Source organism: Anaeromassilibacillus sp. D41t1_190614_C2 (assembly GCF_015558525.1).
Lineage (GTDB): Bacteria > Bacillota > Clostridia > Oscillospirales > Acutalibacteraceae > Anaeromassilibacillus > Anaeromassilibacillus stercoravium.
Genome location: NZ_JADMOD010000016.1, coordinates 22,600 through 47,022, shown reverse-complemented (window position 1 = coordinate 47,022; position 24,423 = coordinate 22,600). Strand labels below are relative to the sequence as shown.

General features: G+C 50.2%; 22 protein-coding genes and 1 pseudogene. 5 read left to right on the top strand and 18 right to left on the bottom strand.

Annotation, left to right across the window (positions count from 1 at the left end):
• Positions 1 to 52 precede the first annotated feature (52 nt).
• The gene (locus I2G69_RS11940) at positions 53 to 1,261 is read left to right on the top strand and encodes an RtcB family protein (protein WP_087233441.1); all 1,209 of its coding nucleotides are present in this window, start codon (positions 53 to 55) and stop codon (positions 1,259 to 1,261) included.
• A 626-nt stretch (positions 1,262 to 1,887) separates the two neighbouring features.
• Here the strand turns inward: I2G69_RS11940 and I2G69_RS11935 are convergent.
• The 9 genes from I2G69_RS11935 to I2G69_RS11895 form a co-directional block, all read right to left on the bottom strand.
• Positions 1,888 to 2,586 (bottom strand): GTP pyrophosphokinase, encoded by a 699-nt coding sequence (locus I2G69_RS11935; protein ID WP_237966572.1) that lies wholly within the window; start codon positions 2,584 to 2,586, stop codon positions 1,888 to 1,890.
• 408 nt (positions 2,587 to 2,994) lie between these two features.
• Positions 2,995 to 3,276 (bottom strand): hypothetical protein, encoded by a 282-nt coding sequence (locus tag I2G69_RS11930; RefSeq protein ID WP_242969672.1) that lies wholly within the window; start codon positions 3,274 to 3,276, stop codon positions 2,995 to 2,997.
• A 192-nt stretch (positions 3,277 to 3,468) separates the two neighbouring features.
• Positions 3,469 to 4,578, bottom strand: coding sequence for a HAMP domain-containing sensor histidine kinase (locus tag I2G69_RS11925; protein WP_191362821.1), 1,110 nt, complete (start codon positions 4,576 to 4,578; stop codon positions 3,469 to 3,471).
• Positions 4,575 to 5,249, bottom strand: a complete 675-nt coding sequence (locus I2G69_RS11920; protein WP_087233450.1) for a response regulator transcription factor — start codon at positions 5,247 to 5,249, stop codon at positions 4,575 to 4,577. Before I2G69_RS11920 ends, I2G69_RS11925 begins: the two co-directional genes overlap by 4 nt.
• 140 nt (positions 5,250 to 5,389) lie before the next feature.
• Entirely contained in the window at positions 5,390 to 6,055 is a 666-nt protein-coding gene (locus I2G69_RS14470; protein WP_330396787.1) for a hypothetical protein, read from the bottom strand.
• Between the two features lie 130 nt (positions 6,056 to 6,185).
• Complete coding sequence (locus tag I2G69_RS11910; protein WP_087235231.1) at positions 6,186 to 6,554, bottom strand: hypothetical protein; 369 nt, start codon at positions 6,552 to 6,554, stop codon at positions 6,186 to 6,188.
• Positions 6,555 to 7,055: 501 nt separating this feature from the next.
• Complete coding sequence (locus I2G69_RS11905; protein WP_087235230.1) at positions 7,056 to 8,987, bottom strand: glycosyl hydrolase family 18 protein; 1,932 nt, start codon at positions 8,985 to 8,987, stop codon at positions 7,056 to 7,058.
• Positions 8,988 to 9,180: 193 nt separating this feature from the next.
• On the bottom strand, positions 9,181 to 10,578 hold the full coding sequence (locus tag I2G69_RS11900) for an MATE family efflux transporter (RefSeq protein WP_087234688.1): 1,398 nt from the start codon (positions 10,576 to 10,578) through the stop codon (positions 9,181 to 9,183).
• Positions 10,575 to 11,024: a MarR family winged helix-turn-helix transcriptional regulator gene (locus tag I2G69_RS11895; protein ID WP_087234689.1), complete on the bottom strand. Its 450-nt coding sequence runs from the start codon at positions 11,022 to 11,024 to the stop codon at positions 10,575 to 10,577. The genes I2G69_RS11900 and I2G69_RS11895 overlap by 4 nt, the downstream gene beginning before the upstream one ends.
• Positions 11,025 to 11,247: 223 nt before the next feature.
• Here I2G69_RS11895 and I2G69_RS11890 point away from each other — a divergent pair, with 223 nt between their 5' ends.
• The 4 genes from I2G69_RS11890 to I2G69_RS11875 all read left to right on the top strand — a co-directional run bounded on the left by I2G69_RS11890 (position 11,248) and on the right by I2G69_RS11875 (position 14,191).
• Positions 11,248 to 12,006, top strand: a complete 759-nt coding sequence (locus I2G69_RS11890) for a carboxymuconolactone decarboxylase family protein (RefSeq protein WP_087234690.1) — start codon at positions 11,248 to 11,250, stop codon at positions 12,004 to 12,006.
• A gap of 166 nt (positions 12,007 to 12,172) precedes the next feature.
• On the top strand, positions 12,173 to 12,706 hold the full coding sequence (locus tag I2G69_RS11885) for a flavodoxin (RefSeq protein ID WP_195560824.1): 534 nt from the start codon (positions 12,173 to 12,175) through the stop codon (positions 12,704 to 12,706).
• Positions 12,707 to 13,121: 415 nt separating this feature from the next.
• The gene (locus tag I2G69_RS11880) at positions 13,122 to 13,523 is read left to right on the top strand and encodes a MerR family transcriptional regulator (protein ID WP_195560823.1); all 402 of its coding nucleotides are present in this window, start codon (positions 13,122 to 13,124) and stop codon (positions 13,521 to 13,523) included.
• A 68-nt stretch (positions 13,524 to 13,591) separates the two neighbouring features.
• Positions 13,592 to 14,191, top strand: a complete 600-nt coding sequence (locus I2G69_RS11875) for a GNAT family N-acetyltransferase (RefSeq protein WP_087234693.1) — start codon at positions 13,592 to 13,594, stop codon at positions 14,189 to 14,191.
• A gap of 192 nt (positions 14,192 to 14,383) precedes the next feature.
• Here I2G69_RS11875 and I2G69_RS14465 read toward each other — a convergent pair.
• From I2G69_RS14465 to I2G69_RS11830, 9 genes and pseudogenes are all read right to left on the bottom strand, one after another.
• A pseudogene (locus tag I2G69_RS14465) lies at positions 14,384 to 14,734 on the bottom strand (hypothetical protein); the annotation flags it as partial.
• A gap of 9 nt (positions 14,735 to 14,743) precedes the next feature.
• A complete protein-coding gene (locus tag I2G69_RS11865; RefSeq protein ID WP_087234694.1) occupies positions 14,744 to 15,622 on the bottom strand; it encodes a DUF4261 domain-containing protein in 879 nt (292 codons plus the stop codon).
• A 171-nt stretch (positions 15,623 to 15,793) separates the two neighbouring features.
• On the bottom strand, positions 15,794 to 16,168 hold the full coding sequence (locus I2G69_RS14580; protein ID WP_442858895.1) for a hypothetical protein: 375 nt from the start codon (positions 16,166 to 16,168) through the stop codon (positions 15,794 to 15,796).
• Positions 16,169 to 16,511: 343 nt separating this feature from the next.
• On the bottom strand, positions 16,512 to 17,291 hold the full coding sequence (locus tag I2G69_RS11855; protein ID WP_195560822.1) for a hypothetical protein: 780 nt from the start codon (positions 17,289 to 17,291) through the stop codon (positions 16,512 to 16,514).
• Positions 17,292 to 17,314: 23 nt separating this feature from the next.
• Complete coding sequence (locus tag I2G69_RS11850) at positions 17,315 to 17,614, bottom strand: barstar family protein (protein WP_191363183.1); 300 nt, start codon at positions 17,612 to 17,614, stop codon at positions 17,315 to 17,317.
• A gap of 43 nt (positions 17,615 to 17,657) precedes the next feature.
• Positions 17,658 to 17,831 (bottom strand): hypothetical protein, encoded by a 174-nt coding sequence (locus I2G69_RS14575; protein ID WP_242969706.1) that lies wholly within the window; start codon positions 17,829 to 17,831, stop codon positions 17,658 to 17,660.
• Positions 17,832 to 17,928: 97 nt separating this feature from the next.
• On the bottom strand, positions 17,929 to 18,120 hold the full coding sequence (locus I2G69_RS11840; RefSeq protein WP_087234697.1) for a hypothetical protein: 192 nt from the start codon (positions 18,118 to 18,120) through the stop codon (positions 17,929 to 17,931).
• 16 nt (positions 18,121 to 18,136) lie between these two features.
• Positions 18,137 to 19,000 carry a CbrC family protein gene (locus I2G69_RS11835; RefSeq protein WP_191395767.1) on the bottom strand — a complete coding sequence of 288 codons (864 nt, stop codon included), beginning with the start codon at positions 18,998 to 19,000 and terminating at the stop codon, positions 18,137 to 18,139.
• Between the two features lie 15 nt (positions 19,001 to 19,015).
• Positions 19,016 to 24,358 (bottom strand): suppressor of fused domain protein, encoded by a 5,343-nt coding sequence (locus tag I2G69_RS11830; protein WP_243254962.1) that lies wholly within the window; start codon positions 24,356 to 24,358, stop codon positions 19,016 to 19,018.
• Between the last annotated feature and the right edge of the window lie 65 nt (positions 24,359 to 24,423).

Below are 24,423 nucleotides of genomic sequence, written 5' to 3'. Positions count from 1 at the left end.
TATGAGAATATGATGAGTTATTGACCCAGAGGAAAACAATAGAGAGGAAATTATGATTCAAATTAAAGGGAAATACAACGAGGCAAAAATTTTTACAGATATAGTGGACAGCACATCTATCGCTCAAGTGCAAGAGTTGTGCAACCAGGAATTCACAGCGGGCAGCCGTATCCGTCTGATGCCAGATATTCACGCAGGGGCAGGCTGTACGATTGGCACCACGATGACTATTGCCGACAAGGTCGTTCCAAATCTGGTGGGAGTGGACATCGGATGCGGTATGGAGACCACCCGGATTCGGGAGGATCACATCGAGCTACAAAAGCTGGACAAGTTGATCTATGAGAAAATCCCCTCCGGCTTCTCCATCCGAGACAAGGCGCACCGCTACCTTAGCCAGATCGATTTGGGTGAGTTATACTGTATCCAGCATGTGGACCGCCTTCGGGCAGAAAAAAGCATCGGTACTTTAGGGGGCGGCAACCATTTTATTGAGGTGGATAAGGATGATGCAGGGAACCTCTATCTGGTGGTTCATTCTGGTAGCCGCCACTTGGGGGTGGAGGTGGCTAGTTACTATCAGGAAGCGGGCTACAAGATCCTCAACCGCACCGACGACGCCTCCATCGAGGCTCTCATCGCGCAGATGAAGGCGGAAGGCCGGGGAAAAGAGATCCAAAAAGAGCTGAAGAAGCGAAAAAATCTTAAACAGACCAATATCCCCAAAGCACTGGCGTATGTATCGGGAGAACTCTTTGACCAGTATATCCATGACATGAAGATCGTCCAACAGTTCGCCATGCTCAACCGACAGGCTATGGTGGACGAGATTGTAAAAGGCATGAAGCTCCATGTGGAGGAACAATTCACCACCATCCACAATTACATCGACACCGAGAACATGATTCTGCGGAAAGGGGCTGTTTCCGCCAAAGCGGGCGAACAGCTGCTAATCCCTATCAACATGCGGGACGGGAGCCTCCTTTGCGTGGGAAAGGGGAACGAGGACTGGAACTGCTCGGCCCCCCACGGTGCAGGACGGCTCATGAGCCGGGCGATGGCCAAGCAGTCTTTTACCGTGTCTGCATTCAAAAAACAGATGGCAGAGATCTATACCACCTCGGTGAGTAAAGCCACTTTAGATGAATGCCCTATGGCCTATAAGGGAATGGAGGATATTTTGGGAAACATCGGCCCCACAGCGGAGGTGACGAAAATCATCCGGCCTATTTATAACTTTAAGGCCGGGGATGAGGATTAATGGATAAAGAAGACGGAAGGGAAGATATCATAGGACTTGACATCTGTGCGGGTACCCTAACTCGGTGTTACGCACACAACTGGAAAACCGTTACTAAGCAGTGGCAGAGGAAAATGGATATACCTTTCACAAGATCACACCAAATGGGGAATAGATTGACAATAAAGAAAAGGCGTCTCTGGCAGAGATTCAGAAAGGAGTGACGGACTGGAGCAAACAGCTCCTGGTTGCCCTTGCGCAACCGGTGCAAGCGCCCTACGTCCACTGGAAAGAGAGGCAATCAACCACCCGACTATACCGACAAACCGGGCTGGACGCCTCTGGCGCTATGTTAGAAGAGCACAAGTCCCATCCTGTTGAACGATTCGTTGTTTCCCTGTGTTTTAAGCAGACCGCTATTTTGTGTGATAGCCTGGGGGAAATGCTGTTTTTTGCCTAACAAAAAGGAACAGGCGCCCCAGCCTTCTAACTGGGGTGCCTGTTTTGTCAGTTGTGAATAAATTTTATGAAGTTAGGGATTCCACCCACGCTTTGCCGTTCTCTGTGCCTATTTTGCCTTGTTCCAAAAACAGCATATCGCAAAGAAAGATGTTCATTGACCACTTTGCCCGCTATAGAGTGACAGCTTATACATCAACAGCTAAGTCGAGCTTGCTGAGTTTTTCCAATAGGATATCTTCTTCGGTCGGTGCGTCTGCTATCTCTTCAATCTGATGCCGGATATCCAACATTTTTTCATCTGTAGCATTGATTATTTCAGCGCACTCCTTGAGCTGAGATATGATTTCTGGTTGGTTCGGGATTTCTTGTTTGTATTTCAGCTGATGTTCTAGGCTGGCCCAAAAATCCATAGCAATGGTCCGGATCTGGACCTCTACTTTCATGTCTTTCTTTCGATCTGCAAAAAAGACGGGGATGCTAATAATAAGATGTAAGCTGCGGTAACCGTTGGGTTTTGGATGGGCAATATAATCCTTTTGGGCAATGAGCGTTACATCATCCTGGCGTAAAAATGCCTCTGCAATGGTATAAATATCATCGATATACGAACAGATCACCCGAATACCAGCGACATCGTTTACATTCTTTTCGATGCTCTCTAAAGAAAACGGGAAATTTTGCCGCTCCAACTTGTCCGTAATACTGGCGGTCCTCTTCAAGCGGGTGCTGATGGAGCTGATGGGGTTGCGTTGGTAACGGATTTTAAATTCTGTGTTTAGAACATCGAATTTTGTCCGTACCTCCTTGATGGCACAGGCATACATCATCATCAACTCTTTGTATTCCACAACGGTACCCATAAGCATTTTGGTTTGGGCCATCATTTGGCTGACGGTTGCATCCGCCCATGGTACCAAATCGGTGGATAGTACACCGCCCATTGCATCCTGTAGCAGGTGGTCCAAATCCTCGGGATGAAAAGTGGATACATCCTTCTTTTCCATGGATTTCACTCCTCACGTGCGAATTTCATGTATATAAAGATTATAATACAATTCCCCGCTGTATTTATAAATTCTTTGTGAAATATGGGACGCTTTTTAGAAAGGCATGTCGGGGAACAACTTATAACGGTCTATTTCCTGTATGTGTTGTCTGGCCACTGAGTCTCCAGAGAGTGGTTCAAAAGCGATTGTCCGTATCCTTTTGAGGATGGAAGCGGTGCTGGGGCCGGGAAAGTGCCCATATGAAAAGAGGCTGGACGGAGGGAACATCTCTCATCCAGCCTGTTTTTAGGATTCCAGAGTTGAAAGCTCTTCTACCAGCTTAAGAACCTGCGGGGCAAGCTTTTCCCGCTCTTTTTTGGTAACATGGATATACAGCGGATAGGCAAACGCAATAGCCGCAATTCCTAGAATTCCGATCAGGATGCCTGGGAAAAATAAGATATCCATCCAGACCATGCTACAACACATCCCTAATCCCAGAAACAGGCAACCTACGATACCAAGGATGATGGAGAGCACTGTGCCTTTTTTTGTGGCACTTTGGTCTAGCCGGCGAAGCTGTGCCATTTTGTCCTCCCCTTGTTCCGGAGGAAGATATTTTTTTCGGATATTCTGGATTTCCTCCTGTTGTTTTGCCGAGTAGGTATAGTGAAAAGTATCTCTTTGATTTTCCATGTCAAACCGTCCTTTCAATTTGCAGAATGATACGCTCCTATCCGTTAAAAAGGAGCGGTAATGTATTTTTATTATGGGAGGAACCTATGAAAGGACCCGATTAGAAGGTTCCTGTTTCTTTTTCAGCTTCACTGTGAATATACTGCCTTTTCCTACCTCGCTGCTGACGGAAATATCCCCGCCGATGATCTCTATGACGCGCTTTACCAATGCAAGCCCCAAGCCGTTTCCTTGGGTTGCATGGGAAGTGTCCCCCTGATAGAATTTCTCGAAGATATGTTTTCCAATTTCCGGGGGAATACCACAGCCGGTGTCTGATACCTGGACAACCGCATAGCCATCTTCGGCTTTCAAAGAAAGGGATACCTTGCCATGAGGTTCTGTAAATTTAATCGCATTGGAAAATAGGTTATTCCAAACCAGGGCAAGCAACTCAGCGTCATTGTCCACCAGAATGTCTTCTTCTACATCCGCATGGATTTCTAAATCCTTTGCTTCCCACGCGCCCTCAAAAGAAAGCAGGCATTCACAAAGTTGTTCCCCTAGATCATACGTCTTTACGGATGGATAAATCTGTTGGTTTTCTAACTTGTTCAGTTTCAGAATATTCGTAATCAGGTTGGCAAGGCGGCGGGATGCATCGGTGATGGCCCTGGCGTATTCCATCCGCTTTTCTTCCGTCAGATTTGGCTGTTGGAGCATAGTACCATAGTTCTGTATGACAGCTAAGGGGGTCTTCAGCTCATGGGATACGTTGGCGATAAAATCGGTTCGCAAGGTTTCTGTTCCAGACAATTCCTTTGCCATTTGATTTAAGTAATCTGCAACAACGTCAAAACCATTTGTATAGCCAAACGTGTGAAAGGGTGGAATTCGTACAGAAAAGTCCCCTTTCATAATCTGTTCAGCTGCTTTCACAATTTTCTGTACCGGTTGGTCTACCATGAATTTTCGCCGGATGCCGTCGATCACCGTGCAGAGCAGGCTCAATCCAATCACATTTAGAAATGTTACTTTGGCAGCCTGTTCAATATGTTCCTTTGTAAAGGATAGACCAGTTGATCTTGTCATCATATTCAGGAACAGGGTCATGCAGCAGCTGATGACAAAAGCCATCAAGAGGAAGAACGTGATATAACGCCGGATAGCAAATAGCCAGCGGACGTTCCTGTTTTGCTTTCCTTTTTCGTTCATTTTAATACCGCCTTATATCCCAGCCCGTGGACTGTCACAATCTCAAAGTCGTTGCAGGCAGAAAATTTATCCCGCAGCTTAGTCATATACACATCCACTGTACGGGGACCGGAGGAAGAAGAACGATCCCAAAATTCGTCCATAAGCTGGGAGCGCGTAAAAGTCTTTTTGGGGTAGGATAACAGCTTATAAATAAGGTTGAATTCCCGGACTGTCAATGGAACCTCTTCGTCGTTCAGATAGGCGGTATGCTCCTCCGCATCTAAGGTAAGGTTGCCCACAATTAACTTTTTGCTGGTAGCGATTTTAGCCCGGCGTAAAAGGGCTTCTATCCGTAGGAGCAGCTCGTCTAGATCGATGGGTTTGACCATATAGTCGTCGATCCCCGCCTTGAAGCCCCGCTGCTTGGATGCAAAGTCATCCCTTGCTGTCATAAATAAGATCGGGATTTCCTGGTCAATCTCCCGTACGGTTTTGGCAAATTCAAACCCGTCTACTTCCGGCATCATGATGTCCGAGATAATCAGATCAAATAAAGTACCTCCATACATGGCGTCATAAGCTTCGTTGGCGCTCAAGCAACCCTCCGCTTTATAGCCATTTTGATTCAAATAAGAACAGACAGCCTTATTCAATTCCCGGTCGTCTTCCACAACCAATAGTTTAAACATCCATCAGACCTCCCCCATGTTTTTTATGATAACATAGAGATGTTAAAGTTTTGTTTGCGTTTTGGGCTTTTTATAAAAATACAAAAAATTAAGGCCTGAACGCAGGGTGCGCTCAGGCCCGGAGTTTGGGGCGTCCTGTTTTAATGATGGGCAGACAGGGGGCTGTCAGAGAGCGCCCATCCTTCTACCACGCGGACGCCGATGGGGTCTGGATTGTCTTTAAAATGGACAAACTCCATGGTGTTCTGTAGGATTTCTTCTCCGGAGTCCAAATTCTTGACTTTGACCGTATAGCGGATAGCCGCCCAGTCATCGCGGATAATCATATTATCGAAGGCCCCAAGCTCCATGGTGTAGTGCTGGAAAAGTTGCCCCATCATGTCCTTGTATTGCTGCAGGGGCATGCGGTGGCCATATACATTGTAATGGGCGTCCGGCTCGTACAGGGTGTCGCACCATTGCAGCCACCCGCCATAGCCGCCATTCCAGGTTTTAAAGCCGTTTTCAAGACGGTCACGGATTGCATCTTCCATATTTCTGGATGGAGTGGATTGCTTCTTCACTTTTGGAGAGTGTTCCCTGGCTTCCTGTTCCTGGGCAAGGCGCTTTTTGGCATCTTCCACGGACTCTCCGTCTTTCGTAAGGAACTCATCGACAAATTTGTCCGTGATCTTATTGAATCCGTTTACGACTCCCTCTTCCATCTTCATAAAACCGCCCACAACGCCGTTTTCAATTTTTTTGTATCCGCCGACTACGCCTTCGGCAATTTTTTCGTTAGCCTGAACCAGCTTGGATTTTGCCATAATGAATGCCTCCTTAATAGAATTATTTGTTATGTTTGCGAACAAAATACTTCCCTGCGATTGCTAGTCCTGCCAATGCTGTGACGCCAGCTGTGATCGAAAAAATCCATCTTGTCATAAGACTTCCTCCTTATTTCAAGCCCTTGACCACGGGAATGAGGCAGAGCAGTGCTACGATGCCGATTATACCAACGATGATACCGGGAATCATCATGCTCCAAACCATGGTCATGCACATGCCCACGCCAAGGACAATGGCCCCGAACACACCCAACAGGGTGGTGCCAATAGCCTTCCCATTGAAAACAATGGCGGGTTTGCCATCCATCTTCCGACGGACAAGAATCATGACCAGCAGGATTACAGCGCCGATGATGCCGATGACAACGCCCGGTACCATTGCGCCCCATTCGGGTAATAGCGCCATACACATTCCCAGAGCAAATAGGATACCGCCTACCGTACTCATGATCAGGGTAATAAAATCTTTTTTCTTCATTTCAAACAGCCTCCACGAATCTTTATTTTGTGCTCCCGCACTTGATGTCTTTATAATAAAAGCACTATGTTTGGGAATTGATTACGAATTGTTTTTGAGTTATTAAAAACTTTTTCTTCTAAAAGAAAAGGAGGCTTTTTCATAAAAAATGCGCCATATGATGGGCCGCGGGACCGAACTAAAGTAGCGATTGGTTTGCCCTCAGGGTAACTGTGGCCCAGCACGGCAAGCGGAAGCAGCTGGCGCCGTAAGAATTAAAGAAAGCGGTGGAGGTCTACAGAAACGGCACGGTCCCAAAAAGAGATGGCTGGATCAACGGCCTCTGCCATTTTCCACCTGTTTACACGGGATTGGGTTCATATAAACAACGGGGCTTCAAACTGAAGCCCCGTTGTTCGTTCGGTGCACGCCCGAAGGTTATATGCAGTTCTCATAAATCTTTGATTGCCTCTTAAAGGATAAGATATTTTTCGACTGGTCAAACGCCACGAATGCCGGGGACTATTTCGGCAATTTTAGGATCTGCCCCGGATAGATCGTGGCGCTTGTCAGACCGTTCAGTTCCATAATTTCGGGATACCGGCTTCCAGAACCGAGCTGTGCCCGTGCGATCTTCCACAATGAGTCCCCTCGCTTTACCGTATAATTTACATAGGAGTCCCCTGGTTGGCTTCCTTCGGAACTTCCTGGGATTTGCAATTGCATCCCTTGAAAGATGGTGGTAGAGGTCAGACCGTTCAGTTCCATGATTTCCGGATACCGGCTCCCGTCCCCCAGATACCGTTCCGCAAGTTTCCAGAGCGAATCGCCAGCTTTTACTTCATAGAGAAACGTTTCCGAGGAGGGAACGGATGGGGTGGAAGAATCTGGAATTTGTTCTGGTGTAGGTTCTTGTTTTTCAAATGTGACATAGGACGAAGAGATATAACCAACTTGATCGTCAGAAAGCTGCACTTGATAAGCCCCATTGCCGGCCTCTTTCAGAACGGTAACCGCAGTACCACCGGAGAGCGTTGCGACGATTTTTCCCTTCAAGTTTTCATTTTTATAAATTGGCACGTTGATTTGATCTGCTTTGATCCAAGCATTTGAGTACGTCTCTTCCGAAGGAGAATCTGTAGAATCGCCAGTTGGCGGCGCAGGTAGCTCCACTATTGGAGGATCGGCCCCCAGCTCTTCGTCTGCCACATCTCCGTTTACCCAGTCTTCATAATGATCCCAAATGGAGATGTCTTCCTGTCCCAACGACCAAGCCCCGGCGCCCTTGAGGTTATATTTTTCAATCAGGTTTAACTTTTCCTGATAGGATTGGTCGGTTTCAAACCAAGCGACGTACCGGCCGGGCTGTAGCACAAAATCCCCGCCAACGGTATATTGGCCGCTGGATTCCGTAATGGTGAATTCTACTTTAGCTGATTGGCTGGCCTCATCGTAGGTTACGGTTGCATCGCAATTTTGAATGATCTCCTGGATGGTTTTTGTGCTGGCTCCTTTGCCGACAATCCGGTTGTCATCCAAACTCCAAACGCGGCCATAAAAGGGGACGCCCACAACAATTTTGTCTGGGGCCGTTTTACTGAGCGCATATTTGATAGAATTTTCCACAAAGTTAATGCTTGCAACGGGTCCTGCCTCACTGCCTTCATAGTGTTCGTCATAAGCCATAATCAAAAGATGGTCAGCATATTCAGCAAGTGCAGAATAATCGTAGGACCCATGCCAACCAACCTGCCAGTTGTTAGGATTGGCTGCAACTGCGACGGAAATCTCCTTATGGGCAGGGACTTTTTCCCGCAAAAGCCGGACAAATTCCGTGTATTGATCCCGTTGTTCGTGGGTGACATTTTCAATATCCACATTTACGCCATCTAGATTGTACTCTTCGATGTAATCCGCGATTTGCGTGGAAAGCGATTCTACGTTCTGTAGGGCGTTGATTCCTGCGGTACGGTTCCAGTGGTTGCTCAGAAATGGCACTACCTTGATCCCGCGATCGTGCATACTTTTAATGAAATAGGAACTCAAATAATTTAACTTTAAGCTTCCGTCCTCACGAATATTGAAGTAACTTGGAGAAACCGTGTCCAGTGCATTGTTAGTTTGATTAACATATTCAATCTGCTGGATGTCATTTCCTCGGTATAGATACCCCATGATATACCGGTCCGTTGTTGCAAGGGCCGATAAAAAAGAGGAAAAAGCTACTGTAGCTACCAGTACGCCGGAAACCAACACCTTTACACTTTTGATTTTTACCTTTTTGGCCTGTGATAAGATGGATTTTGTAATGGTTTTGGAATGGGATTTAATGCTCTTCTGTACATCCAATTCTTCTGCGAATTCGACATCGATTCCATTGTATTCAAGAATCAGGTCGTATGTCTCATCACTATTGGGTACGAGCTTGATACTTGGTGTCAACACAGCATTCACCTTGCCTTCCTGCTGGAAAATCGTTTCTACTAGTATGGATACATTCCTCAGAAATATCCAGGAAGCGCCACAGCATCGGCTGGAATTTTAGAGTTTTTACGTGGATCGGAGGCGGGCGTTGTTCCTATTTGAAGTACCTAAGAAAAAACCGGGGGCTTCCAATTTTTTCGGAAGCCCCGGTTTCCCATTTCTTTTATATTGTAACATGTTCTTTTTTGGATGAAGAAGAGGTGGTCATTTGCGCGATCACTTTTTTGAATTGGAATGTAAAAAGGATGGCCGTAAAGCTGACCGCAAGAAAATCTGCAACGGGTTCGGCCATATACACCGCCATAGTTTGGTTGGAAGTGAAGAGCGTTGGCATGATATAGATGAGCGGGATCAACAGAATAAACTTACGCATCACCGCCACAAGGATGGAAGCCTTTGCCTTTCCCAAAGAGGTGAATGTCATCTGGCAGGCCATCTGAATACCGAACAGAAGCAAGCAAGCCATATAGATGCGCAGCGCAGTTTTTGTATACTCCATCAGGGATGCGTCCGAAGTAAACATGGCGGCAAACGCCTGTGGGAAGAACATTACAAAGAGCCAGAGCAATATAGAATAGCAGAGGCTGGCTTTCAATAGAAGTTTAAAAGCTGCTTTTACCCGTTCCACATTACCAGCGCCATAATTGTAACTGATAATGGGCTGTGCGCCCTGTCCAAGCCCCTGTAGAGGGAGCATAGCGAACTGCATGACGCTGGTTAGAATGGTCATCGCGCCTACAGCGATATCACCGCCGTATTGCAGCAGCGATGAATTAAAGCAGACAGAGATAACGCTTTCACTTGCTTGCATAACGAAAGTAGAACATCCAAGTGCAAGGCTAGGCAAAACAATCTTTGCCTGCAACCCCAAATTTTCTTTTTTAATCTTTAGATGTGTCCTCTTGCCAAACAGGAAGGCTAAAACCCATATGCACGACATAGCCTGCGAGAGGATAGTTGCTAGGGCAGCGCCCTTGACGCCCATCCCGAATCCGAAAATGAAAATGGGATCAAGGATGATATTGGCGACAGCACCGATCAAGACAGAGAGCATCCCTGTTTTGGCAAATCCTTGCGCGGTGATGAATGCGTTCATCCCAAGGGTAAGCTGGACAAAAATAGTGCCAATCGCATAGATGTTCATGTAGTCGACACCATATTGGATGGTATTTTCACTGGCACCAAACGCCATGAGGAAATCACGGTTCCAAAGCAAGAGGGCCGCTGTTAGTAAGATGGAAATCAAGATCTGAATGACAAAACAGTTTCCTAGCGTCTTTTCCGCAGAGGTATGGTCGCCTTTTCCCATAAAGATAGAAGCCCTTGGCGCGCCGCCATATCCCACAAATGCTGCAAACGCCGTCACAATCATAATCAATGGCATACAGACTCCTACTCCTGTAAGAGCCATGGCCCCTGTTTCAGGAATATGGCCGATGTACATACGGTCGACAATGTTGTAAAGCATATTGATGATCTGTGCGGTAACCGTAGGAAGGGCTAAGCGCAACAAAAGCTTTCCAACCGGTTCTTTTTCCAAAAAATCTTTTTCCTCATTCATAGCTTTTCTCTCCTTGCTATGGCGTTTTTTGTGTTTTCTATAATCCGATCATTCATCCGTTCCAGCAGCTCCAACTCCTCCTGAGATAGGCCGGAAAAGACCTCTTCGAGGAACTCTTTGCTGATGATTTCCAATTCTTGTGTAATAGGATGGGCGGCTGGCGTTAAAGAGAGATGAATTTTTCTTCGGTCTTCCGTGTCCTGTTTCCGCTGAAGAATCGATTTCTGAATCAGACTCTCCACCGCTTGGGATACATTCCCTTTGGATAACATACGTAGTTCTACAATATCTGCGGCTGTGTCCTTTCCAGGATTGTTGTACAAGAAACTGATGATTGTTGCCTCAATTAAAGAAAGGTGATAATCCTGGCAGATTTGCTTTAGCATAGTCTCATGCAGCTTGATAATCCGCCGGATATTTACCAGGAAATTGCTCTTTTGGCTCACATAGGAATCCCCCTTGGTGTCATACGTTAAATAGTTTCTATAAAAACTGTTCTATTTAAAACTAATTATAGTTCCAAATTTTTTTTTGTCAAGTGGAAGCATAATTTTTGCATTCTCCTCTTGACATGGAGTACACTCGAAATGCTAAAGTCTTATTAAAAGAGATTTATGCAAGGGAGTATGTTGCCAACGCCCCGGCTATGTGTGAAAGGAGATCCGGAATATGGCAATTACAGAATTTTCAAAACGGTACCTGGAAAAAATGATTCCTGGGTATTCATCAAAGCTCTCGGAAACAGATCCAGAATTCATAGAGAGGTTTACCAACTTCGCTTTTGATGAGGTTGTGAACCAGGACGCCTTGGATGGACGCACCCGTTTCATGGCAATTTTAGCAGCGCTTTTGGGTTGCCAAGGGCTGGATATGTTCAAAGTTATGGTGCCGGCGGCACTCCGTTTTGGTGTTACACCGGTCGAGATCAAGGAAATTGTTTATCAGTCTGTTGCCTACTTGGGGATTGGGCGGGTGTATCCCTTCCTAGACGCAGTAAATGCATGCCTAATATCCGAGGGTGTTCTGCTTCCGTTGGAGGGGCAGGCGGAAACCACTATGGAGAACCGGTTAGAGGCAGGGGCCCAGGTACAGGTGGACATTTTTGGTGAGGGAATGCGTGGCTTCTATCGGTCTGGCCCGGAGGAGAGCCGCCATATCAATCGTTGGCTGGCAGACAACTGTTTTGGGGACTATTACACCCGAAAAGGGCTCGACTATCAGCAGCGCGAGATGATTACCTTCTGCTTTTTAGCCGCACAGGGGGGCTGTGAGCCGCAGCTCACCAGCCATGCAGCCGCCAATATGCGTATTGGAAATGATAAAGCCTTCCTGATAAGCATTATTTCCCAATGCTTGCCCTATATCGGCTATCCACGCAGCCTCAATGCCTTGCGTTGTGTCAACGATGCAGCAGAAAAGGAAGCTTGACGGAGTACCATATGGTAGGCAGTGCCTGTTTAAAAATGAAATATTTTTAAGATTACTTGACATGGAGTGCGCTGCATGTGTTAGTCTTAATAGGAAAAGAACGGGAGGCAGCCATTTGAGGCGGACTTGTCCCCGATGGTTTATCCGAAAAGAAGGAGCGATCGCTATGAATAAATATTTGATTGCGTATTTTTCCCGCAAAGGCGAAAACTATGTCAATGGCCAGATCCTGGATCTTCCTGTAGGAAATACGGAAGTTGCAGCAAAAGAGATCCAAAATCTGACCGGAGGGGATCTCTTTTGCATTCAACCCGCAAGGGAATATGCGGAAAATTATCGCAAATGTGTAGCCGAGGCCAGGGAAGAGCTGCAAAGCGGGGCCCGTCCGGAGATATTGGATTGTGTTCGAAATTGGGACGCCTATGATACCATTTTTTTGGGGTATCCAAATTGGTGCGGAACCATGCCCATGCCAGTGTGGACTTTTTTAGAGTCGTACGATTTTGCTGGAAAAACCATCCTGCCATTTTGTACGAACGAAGGTAGTGGCATGGGCCATAGTGAAGCGGATATCCGAGGGTTGTGCCCAACAGCGGCTCTGAAAAAGGGGCTGCCGGTCCGTGGAAGTTCCGTTGGTACAGCGCGTGCAGAAATTGCCGCTTGGCTAAAATCCGAGGGAATCCCTGTAGCAGGAGATTAAATGGAGTTCCTAAAAGGGCGTAGAAGTGAACGCACGGATCCTACACAGGGCACACTAAGCAGGCGGCAGAGATGTTGCGTCGGCAGCTATATGGATATGGTGGAGATCTAGACCGTTACTTTCTATGAGAAAAGCCATACTGTTGTGGTGGAGCAGGGGAAGAAGTAGAGCATGGGTATATGCCGGCGTTGAAACCGTGGATACCGACTTAACGGGCGATTCGCCTATGACCAATAGCGGATGGCTAGGCCATGCGGAAGAGGATGTCGAGGCCGCTTGCTCCACAGGGCGAAGGTAGAAAAAGGGATTGGCATCCAATTCCAGGGGAACAGATTTTTGGCCTCTGTGGAGGCAATCCGAAAATGGGCAGGCCCTTAGAATAGCATAAAATCAGAACGAACCAGGAGAAATTTATATGACGATTGCAGAAGTGAGCAGAAAATATGAAATATCCGCTGATACCCTACGTTACTATGAACGTATTGGGTTGATCCCACCCGTGCCCCGCACAAAGAGCGGCCTTCGGGATTATGATGAGGAATCCTGCGGCTGGGTGGAATTGATGAAATGTATGCGGGCGGCCGGCGTACAGATTGAAGCTTTGATCGAGTATGTGGCTTTATTCCAACAAGGCGACGATACGATCGATACCCGCAAGGCGTTATTGATCGAACAGAGGGAGCAGCTGCTTGCCCGTATGGAAGATATGCAAAAGTCCCTGGACCGGCTGAATATGAAAATTGAGCGGTATGAGCAGGGATTAATGACAAAGGAACGGCAGCTTAGACGTTTCCATGAGGAGAAACAGACCGGTTGATGGTCCTTTGAAGGAACAAAAGATGCTGTAAGATAATAATATCTTAAGAGGATCTAGGAGGTTCTTCTATGTTGCAGTTCCGTGCTATGCAAGACGGGGATCTGGATGCTTTGACACGGATTGTGGAGAGAGTATGGAAGATGGATTCCATGTGTGGAGGCCATACAATTGGGTGGCACATGGCGCGGGAATACCTGCTGAATACTTTAAGCCATTCAACATCCGTGCAGGTGGCCCTTTGGATGCAAAAGATCGCCGGCTTTTTGGCCATAGACGACAAATTCTGTTTGAACCCCATTCGGTTGGGTAAAGTGGAATTTCCGCAGAAGTTACATACAAAGGCCGTTGAGGTTATGCGGACACGAATGGCGGAATACGACCAACTGTGCGCCAAACTGTTAAAAGAGAGTGGGCGCCAATTTGATGGGGAGGTCACACTTTTTGCAGTGGAACCAAGTTTGCAGGGGAAGGGGATTGGAACAGCACTCTTTGAAAAGGCACAGGCATATTTTGCACATAAAAACTTCTTTCTATATACCGATACAGGATGCAATTATTCATTTTATGATACCCACGGAATGCACTGCGTGGCAAAACAGAAAAATCAGAATCCATATCAAAAAAACAAACCATTTTATATCTTCCTATATGCGGCAACCGTCTCCTAAAAATCGAATGATTCGGATCCTGCCAGGGACGATGCCGGATTAAAAGCCGAGGGCCTTGATTTATTTAGGGCTTTCGGCTTTTCTTATGTCGGTTACAGCATGACAAAACCCCCGGTTCTACCGGGGGCGCTAAAAACCTCAGCAAATAAATTAGTGGAAGTTAGGAATGAGGCAAAGGAAATGTATTCATAAGTATGGAAATTCCATTTGCTGGTGATCCAAAATAGCAGATTGAATACTGTCAATTATGTAGGAGACTTTTTCATTGCCTGGCTTCATACAGCTGGATAAGCTGACAAACCCCTTGAGCCATTCTGCCTGATGGATACTCGTCAAGCATCCCAGCTTTTGTGCCAGAGCTTCCGACTTTTTTGCAGAAATAATTTTGGAAGATGCAACTGCATCCGCCAGCATTTTCAATTCGGCATATTCGAAAAGCCTATTCCCAATGAAATACTGATTTTGTGTGCGATTGACCGCTACAATGTCAACCCCAGCAAAGATTAAAGCGTTCGAATTATCATAGACAGTTTGGCGTACTGCATAAAAAAATCAGCGGCCTCCCGAGGCGTATTTCCCCATGTTGATATCCAGCACCTCTCTGGGCGGCTGGATTAGCGCGTCCTCATATTGGCACTTCCACTGAACCCTCCAGCTTATCTGACCATCCATGATACCGTCCATGGTTTCCCCGTCCTCAACAGGGTTGTCATTTGCCAGGATATATGACGCCACATTGTAGGCATGGTTCACCACCCAGTTGGGGTTCATACCATGGAAGTGGTACTGAAGATCCGGCAAGAACAGGGTGCTCATGCCCACAGTGTCGATGAGCATATCCTCGGTGCCCTGAATGTTGAAGAAACGGACATTGACCCCGAAGCGAATGAAGCGATCCGGTCCCTCAATCTGGTGGGAACGCACATCCTCAGCCAGAAAGAGCTTGCCGCAATTTTGGAAGTAGAATGCCTCACAGGTGGGATACAGTTCTGCAAGAGCGTCTAAAAAGTCAGCATCCAGATTTGCCCGTTCCAAGGCCGGAAGCGCCGCCGCCAGCATATCAATGGCTACGACCTGATACTGGCACTCTTGGAAAATCCGTTCCCGATCCTCCTGGCAGTCCCACATCTGGCTCATCAGGAAAGCGTCGAATCCATCGCCCTTAAAACTGGTACAACCCATCACCATGAGCTGTGCAGGGCCTTTGCCATCCTTGAACTCCGCAATATGCTCCAAGGTTGCAAAGCCCGCAGTCTTATCATTGTGGCAGAAACACTCTACCGCCCCGATATGCTTTTCGATCACAGCGGTCATTTCATCCTTGCCGGGCATTGCCACCGGCTCTTTGAACAGCATCTGGATGAGAAAGGGGCCGCCGGGCCGAAGGCCTCTTTCATTGTCCAGATTTTGCTGGAATACTTCATCGCTCATTTCTTTTCCTCCTTTTTGTCTGGGATAACTTGAATCTAAACTGCAACGCTTGATGGACAATCTCCTTAGGCAGATTACGGGAGTGGCCGATCAGGCACCAGACCCGGTAGTCCGCTTTTCCGTATCCGTTTCCTGACGGTAGAGTTGATAGTCCGCCTCGTTCTCCGCGCTTCATGTGTCATACTGCTTTTTCGCCCGGACAAAGTCCTCTATAAAGGCATCCAATTCCTCGACAGTGCGGCTCGCAGCCCAGTCATGATCCACATAGTGGGCATGGGAGAAATGGAAGATTTGTGCCCCCATCCACTGGCGCACTTTGTTTTCCGGCATCTTGCGCAATTCCTCCTGCCGCCGGTATTCCGCCAGCTGCTCCGGCGTTCCATAGCTCTCGATCATCCGCTCTTTCACTTGAATGGTCCAGCTGTAGTCCTCCGGCTGAGTAAAGGGAGCGCAGACCGGTTGGAGCGCCTTCGCCCGGCCAGCCTCAAAGAGGTCGATATAATCCAGGTAGTTGGCCTGGACCAGCAGGATGAAGGTATCCAGCATCTATGTGTCCAGCTGTAGGTCCTCTGTCAGCAGCTGGAAGAGGGTGCCACCCGTGGGCACTTCCATGGCGAAAGAATAAGGGAGGTCATCCCCTTGATAAATTGTATAGTGGAAGCCTACCTCGATATTTCCATGGCTGTTCTCATAGTCCAGATAGTTGTGGCGGATTCGCTCAAACCAAACCAGGTAAGTTAGGCCATTTTTCCCTTCCTTTGGAAGTCGCCCTTCTTCGGCCGCTTCCCCTCTTTTTCACCCAGGCCCAGCCCACAGGTAGGCCAGGGCATTCGCAAATTATCGGATGGGTGGTTTTGCTCCATGGAATCGGCCTCCGCTCAAAACTTCATCAATAATTCAGCAGGATGGGCACCTGCTGCTCCTCTGCAAACCGCATAGCCTGCCAAAACATGGAGAAGGAGAACTTGGCCAGGGACTGGGTATCGTACTGGGTATGTTCAGGAATGTCCGCTTTGCTGTACTGCCCGTCCGGGCCTATGGTGCCATCCACTGGGTAGCCTTCGGTTTCGGTCCAGCGGAGGATGGTGACCTCATCGGCCCGCCACGCCAGCTGGTTCAGTTTCTCCAGTTCCTTCCGCAACCCACCCAAGGTACCAATTATGGTTTGGGCGTCAGTGGGCAAGGGCGCCTGGAACATAAAGCTGTCTGACAGGGGAATCCACCAGGTGGCCCCACGAAACAGGGACCACACCCGCTCCGGATCTTCCGCAAGGCGGGCGATCAGGGGATGTTCCCCAAAATCCCAGTCCTTTTCTACAGTGGGCGGCACCGGCTGCCCATAGGTATGACAGGCGGCTACAAGCAGCATAGCGCCCAAGGCATCCCAATCGGGCTTGTCTGTGTAATAGGGTTTCTCATTGTCCTCCGGCCAAGGGGCATAGGGCGGCTGGTCCGGCTGAGAAATGGCGTCCAAGATTTGATCTCGCCAGTTCTCCACTGTTGCCTGGACCTCCGCTGGGGAAAGCTCCTCCTCGTTGCCGGCGGGCTCCCCATCCGGGGAGATCCTGCTGAAGGAATATCCGTTTTTCTCCGCCCACTGCTGAACAACGGTTTTCCAGTTGTGGGAATAGTACCGGGTCAGTGTCCCGGCATAGATGTCAAGTCCCATGGTGTGCCTCCTTTTCTGTTCGGTCAAAGATGTTCCAGGGTACAGTCGTGCCCGGAATTGTCCGTATCCAAAATGATTTCCGCAATGGTGTCCATGGTCTCTTTGCCGAGATCACGGACGCTTTTTTCATAGGCCAGCCACTTGATATGGATGGGCTGGCCATACCCATGACGCCCAAGACCGCCCCGGAGAATATCATTGAATGCGTTCAGGTTCCGGCCAATCTTCCAGTCTAAACCGCAGGTGAACACCCACTCCGCCTCTCGGTAGAAGCCAGCCATATTGGAAAAGCGGCGGCCATCGATAGTAAACACCTCTCTCATCTTCCAAACACCTTCTTTTCACATTCTATGGGGCCTCGCCCTGTCAAGTCATCTCATACAGCAGAACGGTATCACCTTGCACCTGTTCCAAATGGGAGCGCAGCGTTTCCAACCCACTCTGCACCACCTCGGCGGGCAAATCCCAGTCCGGGGCGATCTCGGCGGCCAGCTCCGGTAGACCCTGCTCCTCCAGCGCCGCCAGCAGTACCTTTGCCAACTCCCCTCAAGCAGGACGCAGTCCAGGGTGTTATCTGTCTGGGGTGCAGGAAAGCGGACGTCCATGTCCAGCTCACTTTCGCACCAGTCCCAGATGGCTATGTAAATCTCACCGGAACAGTTGCCATTGGACAGTTCCTGCCGCTGGCGGCCCTGCTTTTGACCTGGAAGGCAGAGTCACAGACCAGCTCTTTGACCTTCCCGCCGTTCAGGCAGGTTCGGATGGTTTGGCCATCTATTTCGATTCGCCATTGCTTGTTCGTGGCAGGAATGAGAAAGATTTTTTCCATGGGTGCGGAAACCTCCTCAATCGAAATCCATCCAGACCAGGTGCTTTCCGCAGTGGAGGCACTGGAACAGATAGCATTGCAGATGCCCACCATTGACGGATTCCTGGATCATATCCTTCTGCTCCTCGTCCCACATAGGGTCGTCCAGCACTTCCTCCAACACGCCCATTGCCCGCAGTTCTCTGGCGCCTACATAGCCCAGAAAGGCGCAGTAGTCGTTGCAGTGGGCCCGCCAGTATTCCTGCTGCCAGCCGGAGTAGCCGGGGGTACGGTGGATGAGCTCATCCAGTTTCTCTGGATTGTCTACGCCATCGTCCAAAGAGTAGTTGTCCTGAAAACTGCCATGATATTTCCGGGCGGCCTCGCCACTGGCGATGCACGCAGGGCACAAATACGCAATATTCTCCACGGAGAAAAAGGGCGCTGTATAGAAGATATGTGTAGTCTTGCCGCAGCAGTCGCAGACAACGCCCTCCTGGGATTCCTCAAAGGCCCCGGTATCCAGAGGGTCAGGATGATATTGGAAAGCGGGCAGGCCCAGCTGGGCCCACCGCTCTTTCTCTTTCCTTTTTTCCTCCGGCGTTTTTGGCTTGGGGAGGGCGTAGTGATTTCCCCATTTCTCCGAATAGTCCTTCAGTGTGCCCAGCCGCTTGAGGATCTTTTTATCGGAGCGGTCTCCGATCTGGCAGAGCAGGTCGTAGGCGCTTTTTTTGAAACCCAGCAGGTCGTACACATCCACCAGTATTTCCTTAGCCTGTTTGTCTTCGGACTGTTCCAACTCGTCTTTGAAAGCGTAGAGGGCGCAGACACTGTCCGGGTTTCCCTGGGTGACACGAAATGGCTTTTGGAGTTTGATGTATTGTTTCAGGTGTTCGTTCATAGAAACACCATCCGATCAATCCCACCAGAAGTACCAGACGGTGGACTGCTGCAACACATCTGCTAAAGTGCCCACGGTGGCGTCCTCCGGCCCCTGGTCGATCACATCGGGGCAGAAGCCGTATTGCTCCACGGCCACATCCATGGCCCTGTCCTCAGCAACCGGAGCCGGGAGGTTAAATTCCAGCTCGTCGTGGGACATCGCGCCAGGTACAGCGCTGTACTGCTCGAACCAGTATTTGGCGACGGCCATGAGATCCTCTGTGCCGGGGCACTCATTCCAGTTGCCGAAGGGTAGGTAGGCAAAAATCTCCCAGGGGTTCTTCACCGGGATCTTGGCTAGAATGAGGGGATAGGTCATCTCGGTATCATCGTCCCAGTAGCTGGAGAAGCGGCAGTTGACATAGCCACCCTCCATCTCGCCCAGGCGCTCCTCCTTCCAATCCATATCGTCATCCTCGGCTTCTGCCTTGCGCTGATCCGTCAGGGCATCAAGGACTGCCTTTCCGTCCTTGATGGGGGCAGAGAGCATCTTCTTACGGTACTCCACTACGGTTTTGGGGTCAAATTCATAATAGTCTGCATCATTTTTCGGGTCGGCGTTCATCACTAGGCACTCCAGCAGAGACTCCTCCGGCTTGATCAGCACTGGTATAAAGCCCTCATGGGAGCTGTCCCGCTTGGCATAACTGTACGCCGCCATGATGGGGTCGTCGTCCTTCATAGAGGGAAAATAGGTGCACTCGCAATCCAGATACTCCATGATGGCCTGGGCCACATCGGAGGGCTCCAGGGTGTCCTCGTCATAGTCCTGCCCCTGCCAGTTGACGAATCGTTCTTCGATCACCGTTGCCATGGCCCGGTAATATTCCTCGTCAAAGGGAAGAAACAGGTATGCCTCGTCCTGGATCTCGTCGGAGTAATTGCGCTCCTGCCCAATGATACCGATGGCGTAATTGTCGATGTCGCTGGGATAATAGGGGCTGTCTAGCTCCCCATAGTAGTAGGAGGCAAATGCTCGGCCCATCTTGTTGAACAGGGGACCGACGAGCTGGCTGTCCAACTTATCCCGGATAAACTCCCGCAGATCCACACTGTCAGGATCGGCCTTGACCTGTTTGACCACTGCGCCATATTCTGCGAGGAATTCTTCGCCCATCAGGTCACGCTCTATGCACCAACGCAGGTAGATCGCCATGTGGTTGTAGGCGTTGATCTCGTCCATAGGCAGATTTTTCTCCTGGATGGTCTCCAGGTGATAGGCCCCGTCGTCCATTTCCACGACATAGTCGTCCTCGTCATCCCCGCTGCAAAGGGTGCCTCTGGTGATGGCATCCTGGCGGTCGGGCTCCACAACAAAGCAGATGCCTGACATTTTGTCCAGCAGGGTATCTGCATCATGGGCCAGTTTATACTCTAATTCGTCCCGGTAAAGGGGGATCACCTGATAGAAGTTGACCTCCTCGCCGCCCGGCAGGGCGCAGACCTCGCTGCCATCCTCCGTGCCCTGAGGGCCGGTCAAGATGGCAGCACAGAGCTTCGTGTTTTCCGCAAATGGCTGTTCATTGTCCATGGTGTGTCCAAAGCCCAGCCAGGTGTCGCTGGCAATGGGGAGACGGGCCAGGACTTTCAGCAGGCGGATTGGCCAGTACCACCGCTCGTCCTTGAGATCTTCATGCTTCATCTTCCAATTCTTCGGCAGGGCGATGGCGAGTTCTGCCCGCTCCAAATTGTATTCCGCCAGTTCCTCCGGTACATTCATTCGGTGGGCGCCCATGCCCATGGTGACCAGGGTGTAGTAGTCCCGCCCCGCAGAGGGAGGTACCATGCAGATGTCCACATGGATGTCGGGGGAAGCCAGCTCATGAAACACATTCTCGAACTTGCCAAAATACTGCTGGATATGCTCTTCGATGGCCTCCATCTCCTCTTCGGTGTAGACCTCGGGTTCACCAGGCTCATCCGCATCCTGGGACTTTTCGCCGTCCGGGCCTTCCTTTCCATCGTCATCCGGGCCGCCGTCCGACGATTCCCAGGAAATTTTCAGGGTCATCTGTTCCTCCGGCAGGCTTACACCAGGGCTACGGGTAATGGTGTGCTTGTCGTCCGCCGAGAAACCGATGGTTTCCCCGGTGTGGAGTTCCACATCGTTTTCCAGCACATAAGAAACCAGGCTGGCCAGGAAGTCCCGCAGATCACCCGGCTCGGCATCGGTGCCCAGCACCTCCATCTCGTCCTTACCGAATACATCCAAGCCATAGGTGTAGGCGTTCATCCCGCTTTTATCCCGGTACAGGCCGAACCAGATCCAGTTGAAAATGGGCAGTTCACCCTCCTTCATCATATCAGCAAAGCCCTCATAGAACCGGGGCTCGAACACCACACCGCTGGTGTAGACGCCAGTGGCGTATTTCTGACGGCAGCAGGCAGCCACGAGTTTGGTGTAGAGTTTACCCTTCTCCAGGACATCTTCTTCCTTGCCCAGCACTGCCACCATGATGTGGGCGCTGTGCTCTTTGGCTGCCTTGACCGCATCCGGCCACATATAGTTGTTCTCGGCATTCGTCTCTGCCTCGCTGCCCGGAATGGGATAGGGCATCAGACTGACAGCGGCGATCATATCTCCTACATCGAATACCACCGCATGGTCGCTCTTATTCTCATCTTCCTCCACAGTGATGTCCCACTTTTCCTTCATATCCCGGATAAACTGCTGCTTGTCCCATTTCCCTTTGGAGAGAAGGACAAAGCCGCTAAAGACGCCCTTGTGGTCGGACTCGGCTTCTTCATCCGTTGCATCCTCATTGTCGTCGGGATCATCGTCCGCATCCAGATCATAGGCGGACTCGTTTACCAGGCCACAGATGAACTCCTCAAAGCTGTCCGCCAGAGGGGTGATCTTGTAGTCCTGTTCTTGATCCACATGAACAACGGCGGGCTCCCCCTGGGGGCCGCAGGCCCGGTAGTCCAGGAAGATCATGTCATGTCCGGCGCTGGGACAGTCGCAGACGGCCACGCCGATGGCCGGATACCCCCACTCGTCGATCATGAATTGGCTGCCCAGGCCGCCGCACAGAGAGCAGGCTTTCTCCCGCCCGATGCCGAAGATGCCGGTGATGGCCACATGGTCCTCCGCCCAGCTGGTGGGTTCGTCCGTGGGATAACAGGTGTTCACCGGCATTCCGCCGTTGTGCTGCTTCATCAGCCAGATGTAGGAGGCGGGCAGCTTATAGCCCAATTCTTCCTCCACACTGGCAATCAACTCGTCTGAAGGCGGATCGCTGACATATTCCTTCAAGGCGTATTCGTCATCGTCCCAGAAATTTGTAAAATCGAAGCCTTCAAAGGGAATATCGCCGCATACAAATTTGGCTTCCTTTTGGCGCTTGGCCCTGTGCTGCCGTTTTTGGATCTCTTCCAGACATTCTCGGATTACCGCCTGGGCATCCTCATCCTCTGGGTCCAGTTCCGCCCACCGTTGAGCGTAGGGGATGGCCTTTTCTTCCTGTGCATAGAGATATTGATAGCCATAGGCCATCCGCATGTTCCACTCCGCCTTGTTTTGACCCTCCTCCTGGACGGATTCCAGCACCGTAATGGCCCGAAGGAGGGCCTTGTCCCCCTTGTAGTGGGGAGTGCCCTCCTGATGGTCACCCAGGATGGCGTAGTTTTCCAGCGCCCGCGCTAGGGCGTAGGCGGTTCGGTAGTTCTGCCAATCTTCCGGAATGGCGTTTAATGCCTGAATACAGCGAGTGTACTCGTCCTCATTGTTCCACTGCTCCAGCTGCTGGAAGAATGCCTCCGCGTTCTGAGAAGTATAGGGAATGTAGTCCATCCCCGTCAGCGTTTCCTCCTGCTCTTCGCAATCTGGCTCGTCCTCGGAAGGGCTTTTTAGGCCCACCGTGCCAGCCTCCCGGCGGAAGGTGTGGAAGCTGGCCCAGGGGATATCGCTGCCCTCAAAGAATTCCTTCGCGGCCTTCAAAGCGGTGCGCAGATCCCAGGCGATGAAGTCCACATAGCCGCAGTAGAGGCCAGTGGCCCCGCCGGTGAGGGTCAGCACTTCCGGACCATCCCCGGCAGTGAGTGCTTCCTCTAGCTTCTCCCGGAAGTCGAAGATCTTTTGGCTGCCTTCCTCCTCCCGTAGGGTGTCCAGCGGGTAGCAGAAGAAGCCCGCCACCGCGCCGTCCGCGTGGAGGTTGTCCATAAAGTCGTCGTCTGCGCCCAGATAGCCGTTGATCAGAGGGACACAGCAGGTGGAACCCACTATCACATCCAGCCGCCAGTCAGCATCTGGGTCTTCATTGGGATTCATTTGATAGCCCAGGTAACTCTCCAGATAGCCCTCCGGGTCGGCGGAGAGATCCAAGCCCTTTTCCTTCAGCTTGGCGGGCAGCTGGAACATGGGGATGGGCGGCTCCTCTTTGGGCGCCTCCAGCACATCAAAGCTGTCTATATATCTCATGTGGGGGATCTCGCCCAGCACCTGATCGGTGAGGGTGGTGAGCATCCACCAGACCCTGCCTTCCTCCTCCTGGAGCATGGGCAGCAGCTTTTCGCAGTAGGCAGAGAGGGCAAAATTGTTTTCCCCCTGATTCTCCAGCCAGACCTGTACATCCGCCCCGGAGATGTCCCAGCCGTCGTCAGTGCGTAGGCCGATGCTCCCCAGGCGCTGGCGGCCCACCAAGATGTTCCAGTGCTCCAGCGCCTCCTTTGGGGCGTGCTTCTGGAAATAGACCAGCTCAAACAGCTTGACCTTGTCCCCCTCCGGGGTGAGGATCAACTCATACTTCTCACCGTTAAAACCCATCTCGAAGCAGATCTCGTCAAAGACCAGGTTAAGGGATTTCTTCATCTGGTCCACCAGCCCCTGGCCCCGCGTGTGGTCCTTGTCCTCGTCCATCATTTGGCGGAACTCCGCCTCCTGCTCGGCAAAGGTCTCCCACCACAGTTCTGTCCGCTCCCGGAAGCATTCACTAAACTGAGGAAGAGAAATGCGGTTTTTGCACCATTCGATGAACTCCTTGGTGTCTTCATCGCCAGGACGGGCTTCCAGGGCCTTTTCAAAGTATCGCAGGGCCCGGCCCTCCTGATCCAAATAGAAGTACGAATAACCCATGCGGAAGTTCCAGAGATGGTCGCCTTCAAAATATTCCCCGTGGGGTTTCAGCAGGGCAATGGCTTTTTTGAGCAGTTCCCGGCCCCCCGGCTCATAAGGGTTCGCCAGATTGTTGTAGGCTCGGGCCAGCTCGCTGTCCATTTCCGGGGTGCGTTCCTGGGCGGGAACGGCCTCCAATGCGTCGATAATCTTCTGAAATTCGTCGTTTTCATGCCATTTCTGGCACTGCTGCAAAATGTCCATATCAGGTTCCTCCTCATCCTGTTGTGGTTTCCAGTCTTTGATCTGCTGGAATACGCCATTCTCAT

Coding starts and splice junctions, on each gene's coding strand:
- I2G69_RS11940 (WP_087233441.1), top strand. CDS start 53: ATGATTCAAATTAAAGGGAAATACAACGAGGCAAAAATTTTTACAGAT.
- I2G69_RS11935 (WP_237966572.1), bottom strand. CDS start 2,586: ATGATGGCCCAAACCAAAATGCTTATGGGTACCGTTGTGGAATACAAA.
- I2G69_RS11930 (WP_242969672.1), bottom strand. CDS start 3,276: ATGGCACAGCTTCGCCGGCTAGACCAAAGTGCCACAAAAAAAGGCACA.
- I2G69_RS11925 (WP_191362821.1), bottom strand. CDS start 4,578: ATGAACGAAAAAGGAAAGCAAAACAGGAACGTCCGCTGGCTATTTGCT.
- I2G69_RS11920 (WP_087233450.1), bottom strand. CDS start 5,249: ATGTTTAAACTATTGGTTGTGGAAGACGACCGGGAATTGAATAAGGCT.
- I2G69_RS14470 (WP_330396787.1), bottom strand. CDS start 6,055: ATGGCAAAATCCAAGCTGGTTCAGGCTAACGAAAAAATTGCCGAAGGC.
- I2G69_RS11910 (WP_087235231.1), bottom strand. CDS start 6,554: ATGAAGAAAAAAGATTTTATTACCCTGATCATGAGTACGGTAGGCGGT.
- I2G69_RS11900 (WP_087234688.1), bottom strand. CDS start 10,578: ATGAATGAGGAAAAAGATTTTTTGGAAAAAGAACCGGTTGGAAAGCTT.
- I2G69_RS11890 (WP_087234690.1), top strand. CDS start 11,248: ATGGCAATTACAGAATTTTCAAAACGGTACCTGGAAAAAATGATTCCT.
- I2G69_RS11885 (WP_195560824.1), top strand. CDS start 12,173: ATGAATAAATATTTGATTGCGTATTTTTCCCGCAAAGGCGAAAACTAT.
- I2G69_RS11880 (WP_195560823.1), top strand. CDS start 13,122: ATGACGATTGCAGAAGTGAGCAGAAAATATGAAATATCCGCTGATACC.
- I2G69_RS11875 (WP_087234693.1), top strand. CDS start 13,592: ATGTTGCAGTTCCGTGCTATGCAAGACGGGGATCTGGATGCTTTGACA.
- I2G69_RS11865 (WP_087234694.1), bottom strand. CDS start 15,622: ATGAGCGATGAAGTATTCCAGCAAAATCTGGACAATGAAAGAGGCCTT.
- I2G69_RS14580 (WP_442858895.1), bottom strand. CDS start 16,168: ATGCTGGATACCTTCATCCTGCTGGTCCAGGCCAACTACCTGGATTAT.
- I2G69_RS11855 (WP_195560822.1), bottom strand. CDS start 17,291: ATGGGACTTGACATCTATGCCGGGACACTGACCCGGTACTATTCCCAC.
- I2G69_RS11850 (WP_191363183.1), bottom strand. CDS start 17,614: ATGAGAGAGGTGTTTACTATCGATGGCCGCCGCTTTTCCAATATGGCT.
- I2G69_RS11840 (WP_087234697.1), bottom strand. CDS start 18,120: ATGGAAAAAATCTTTCTCATTCCTGCCACGAACAAGCAATGGCGAATC.
- I2G69_RS11835 (WP_191395767.1), bottom strand. CDS start 19,000: ATGAACGAACACCTGAAACAATACATCAAACTCCAAAAGCCATTTCGT.
- I2G69_RS11830 (WP_243254962.1), bottom strand. CDS start 24,358: ATGGACATTTTGCAGCAGTGCCAGAAATGGCATGAAAACGACGAATTT.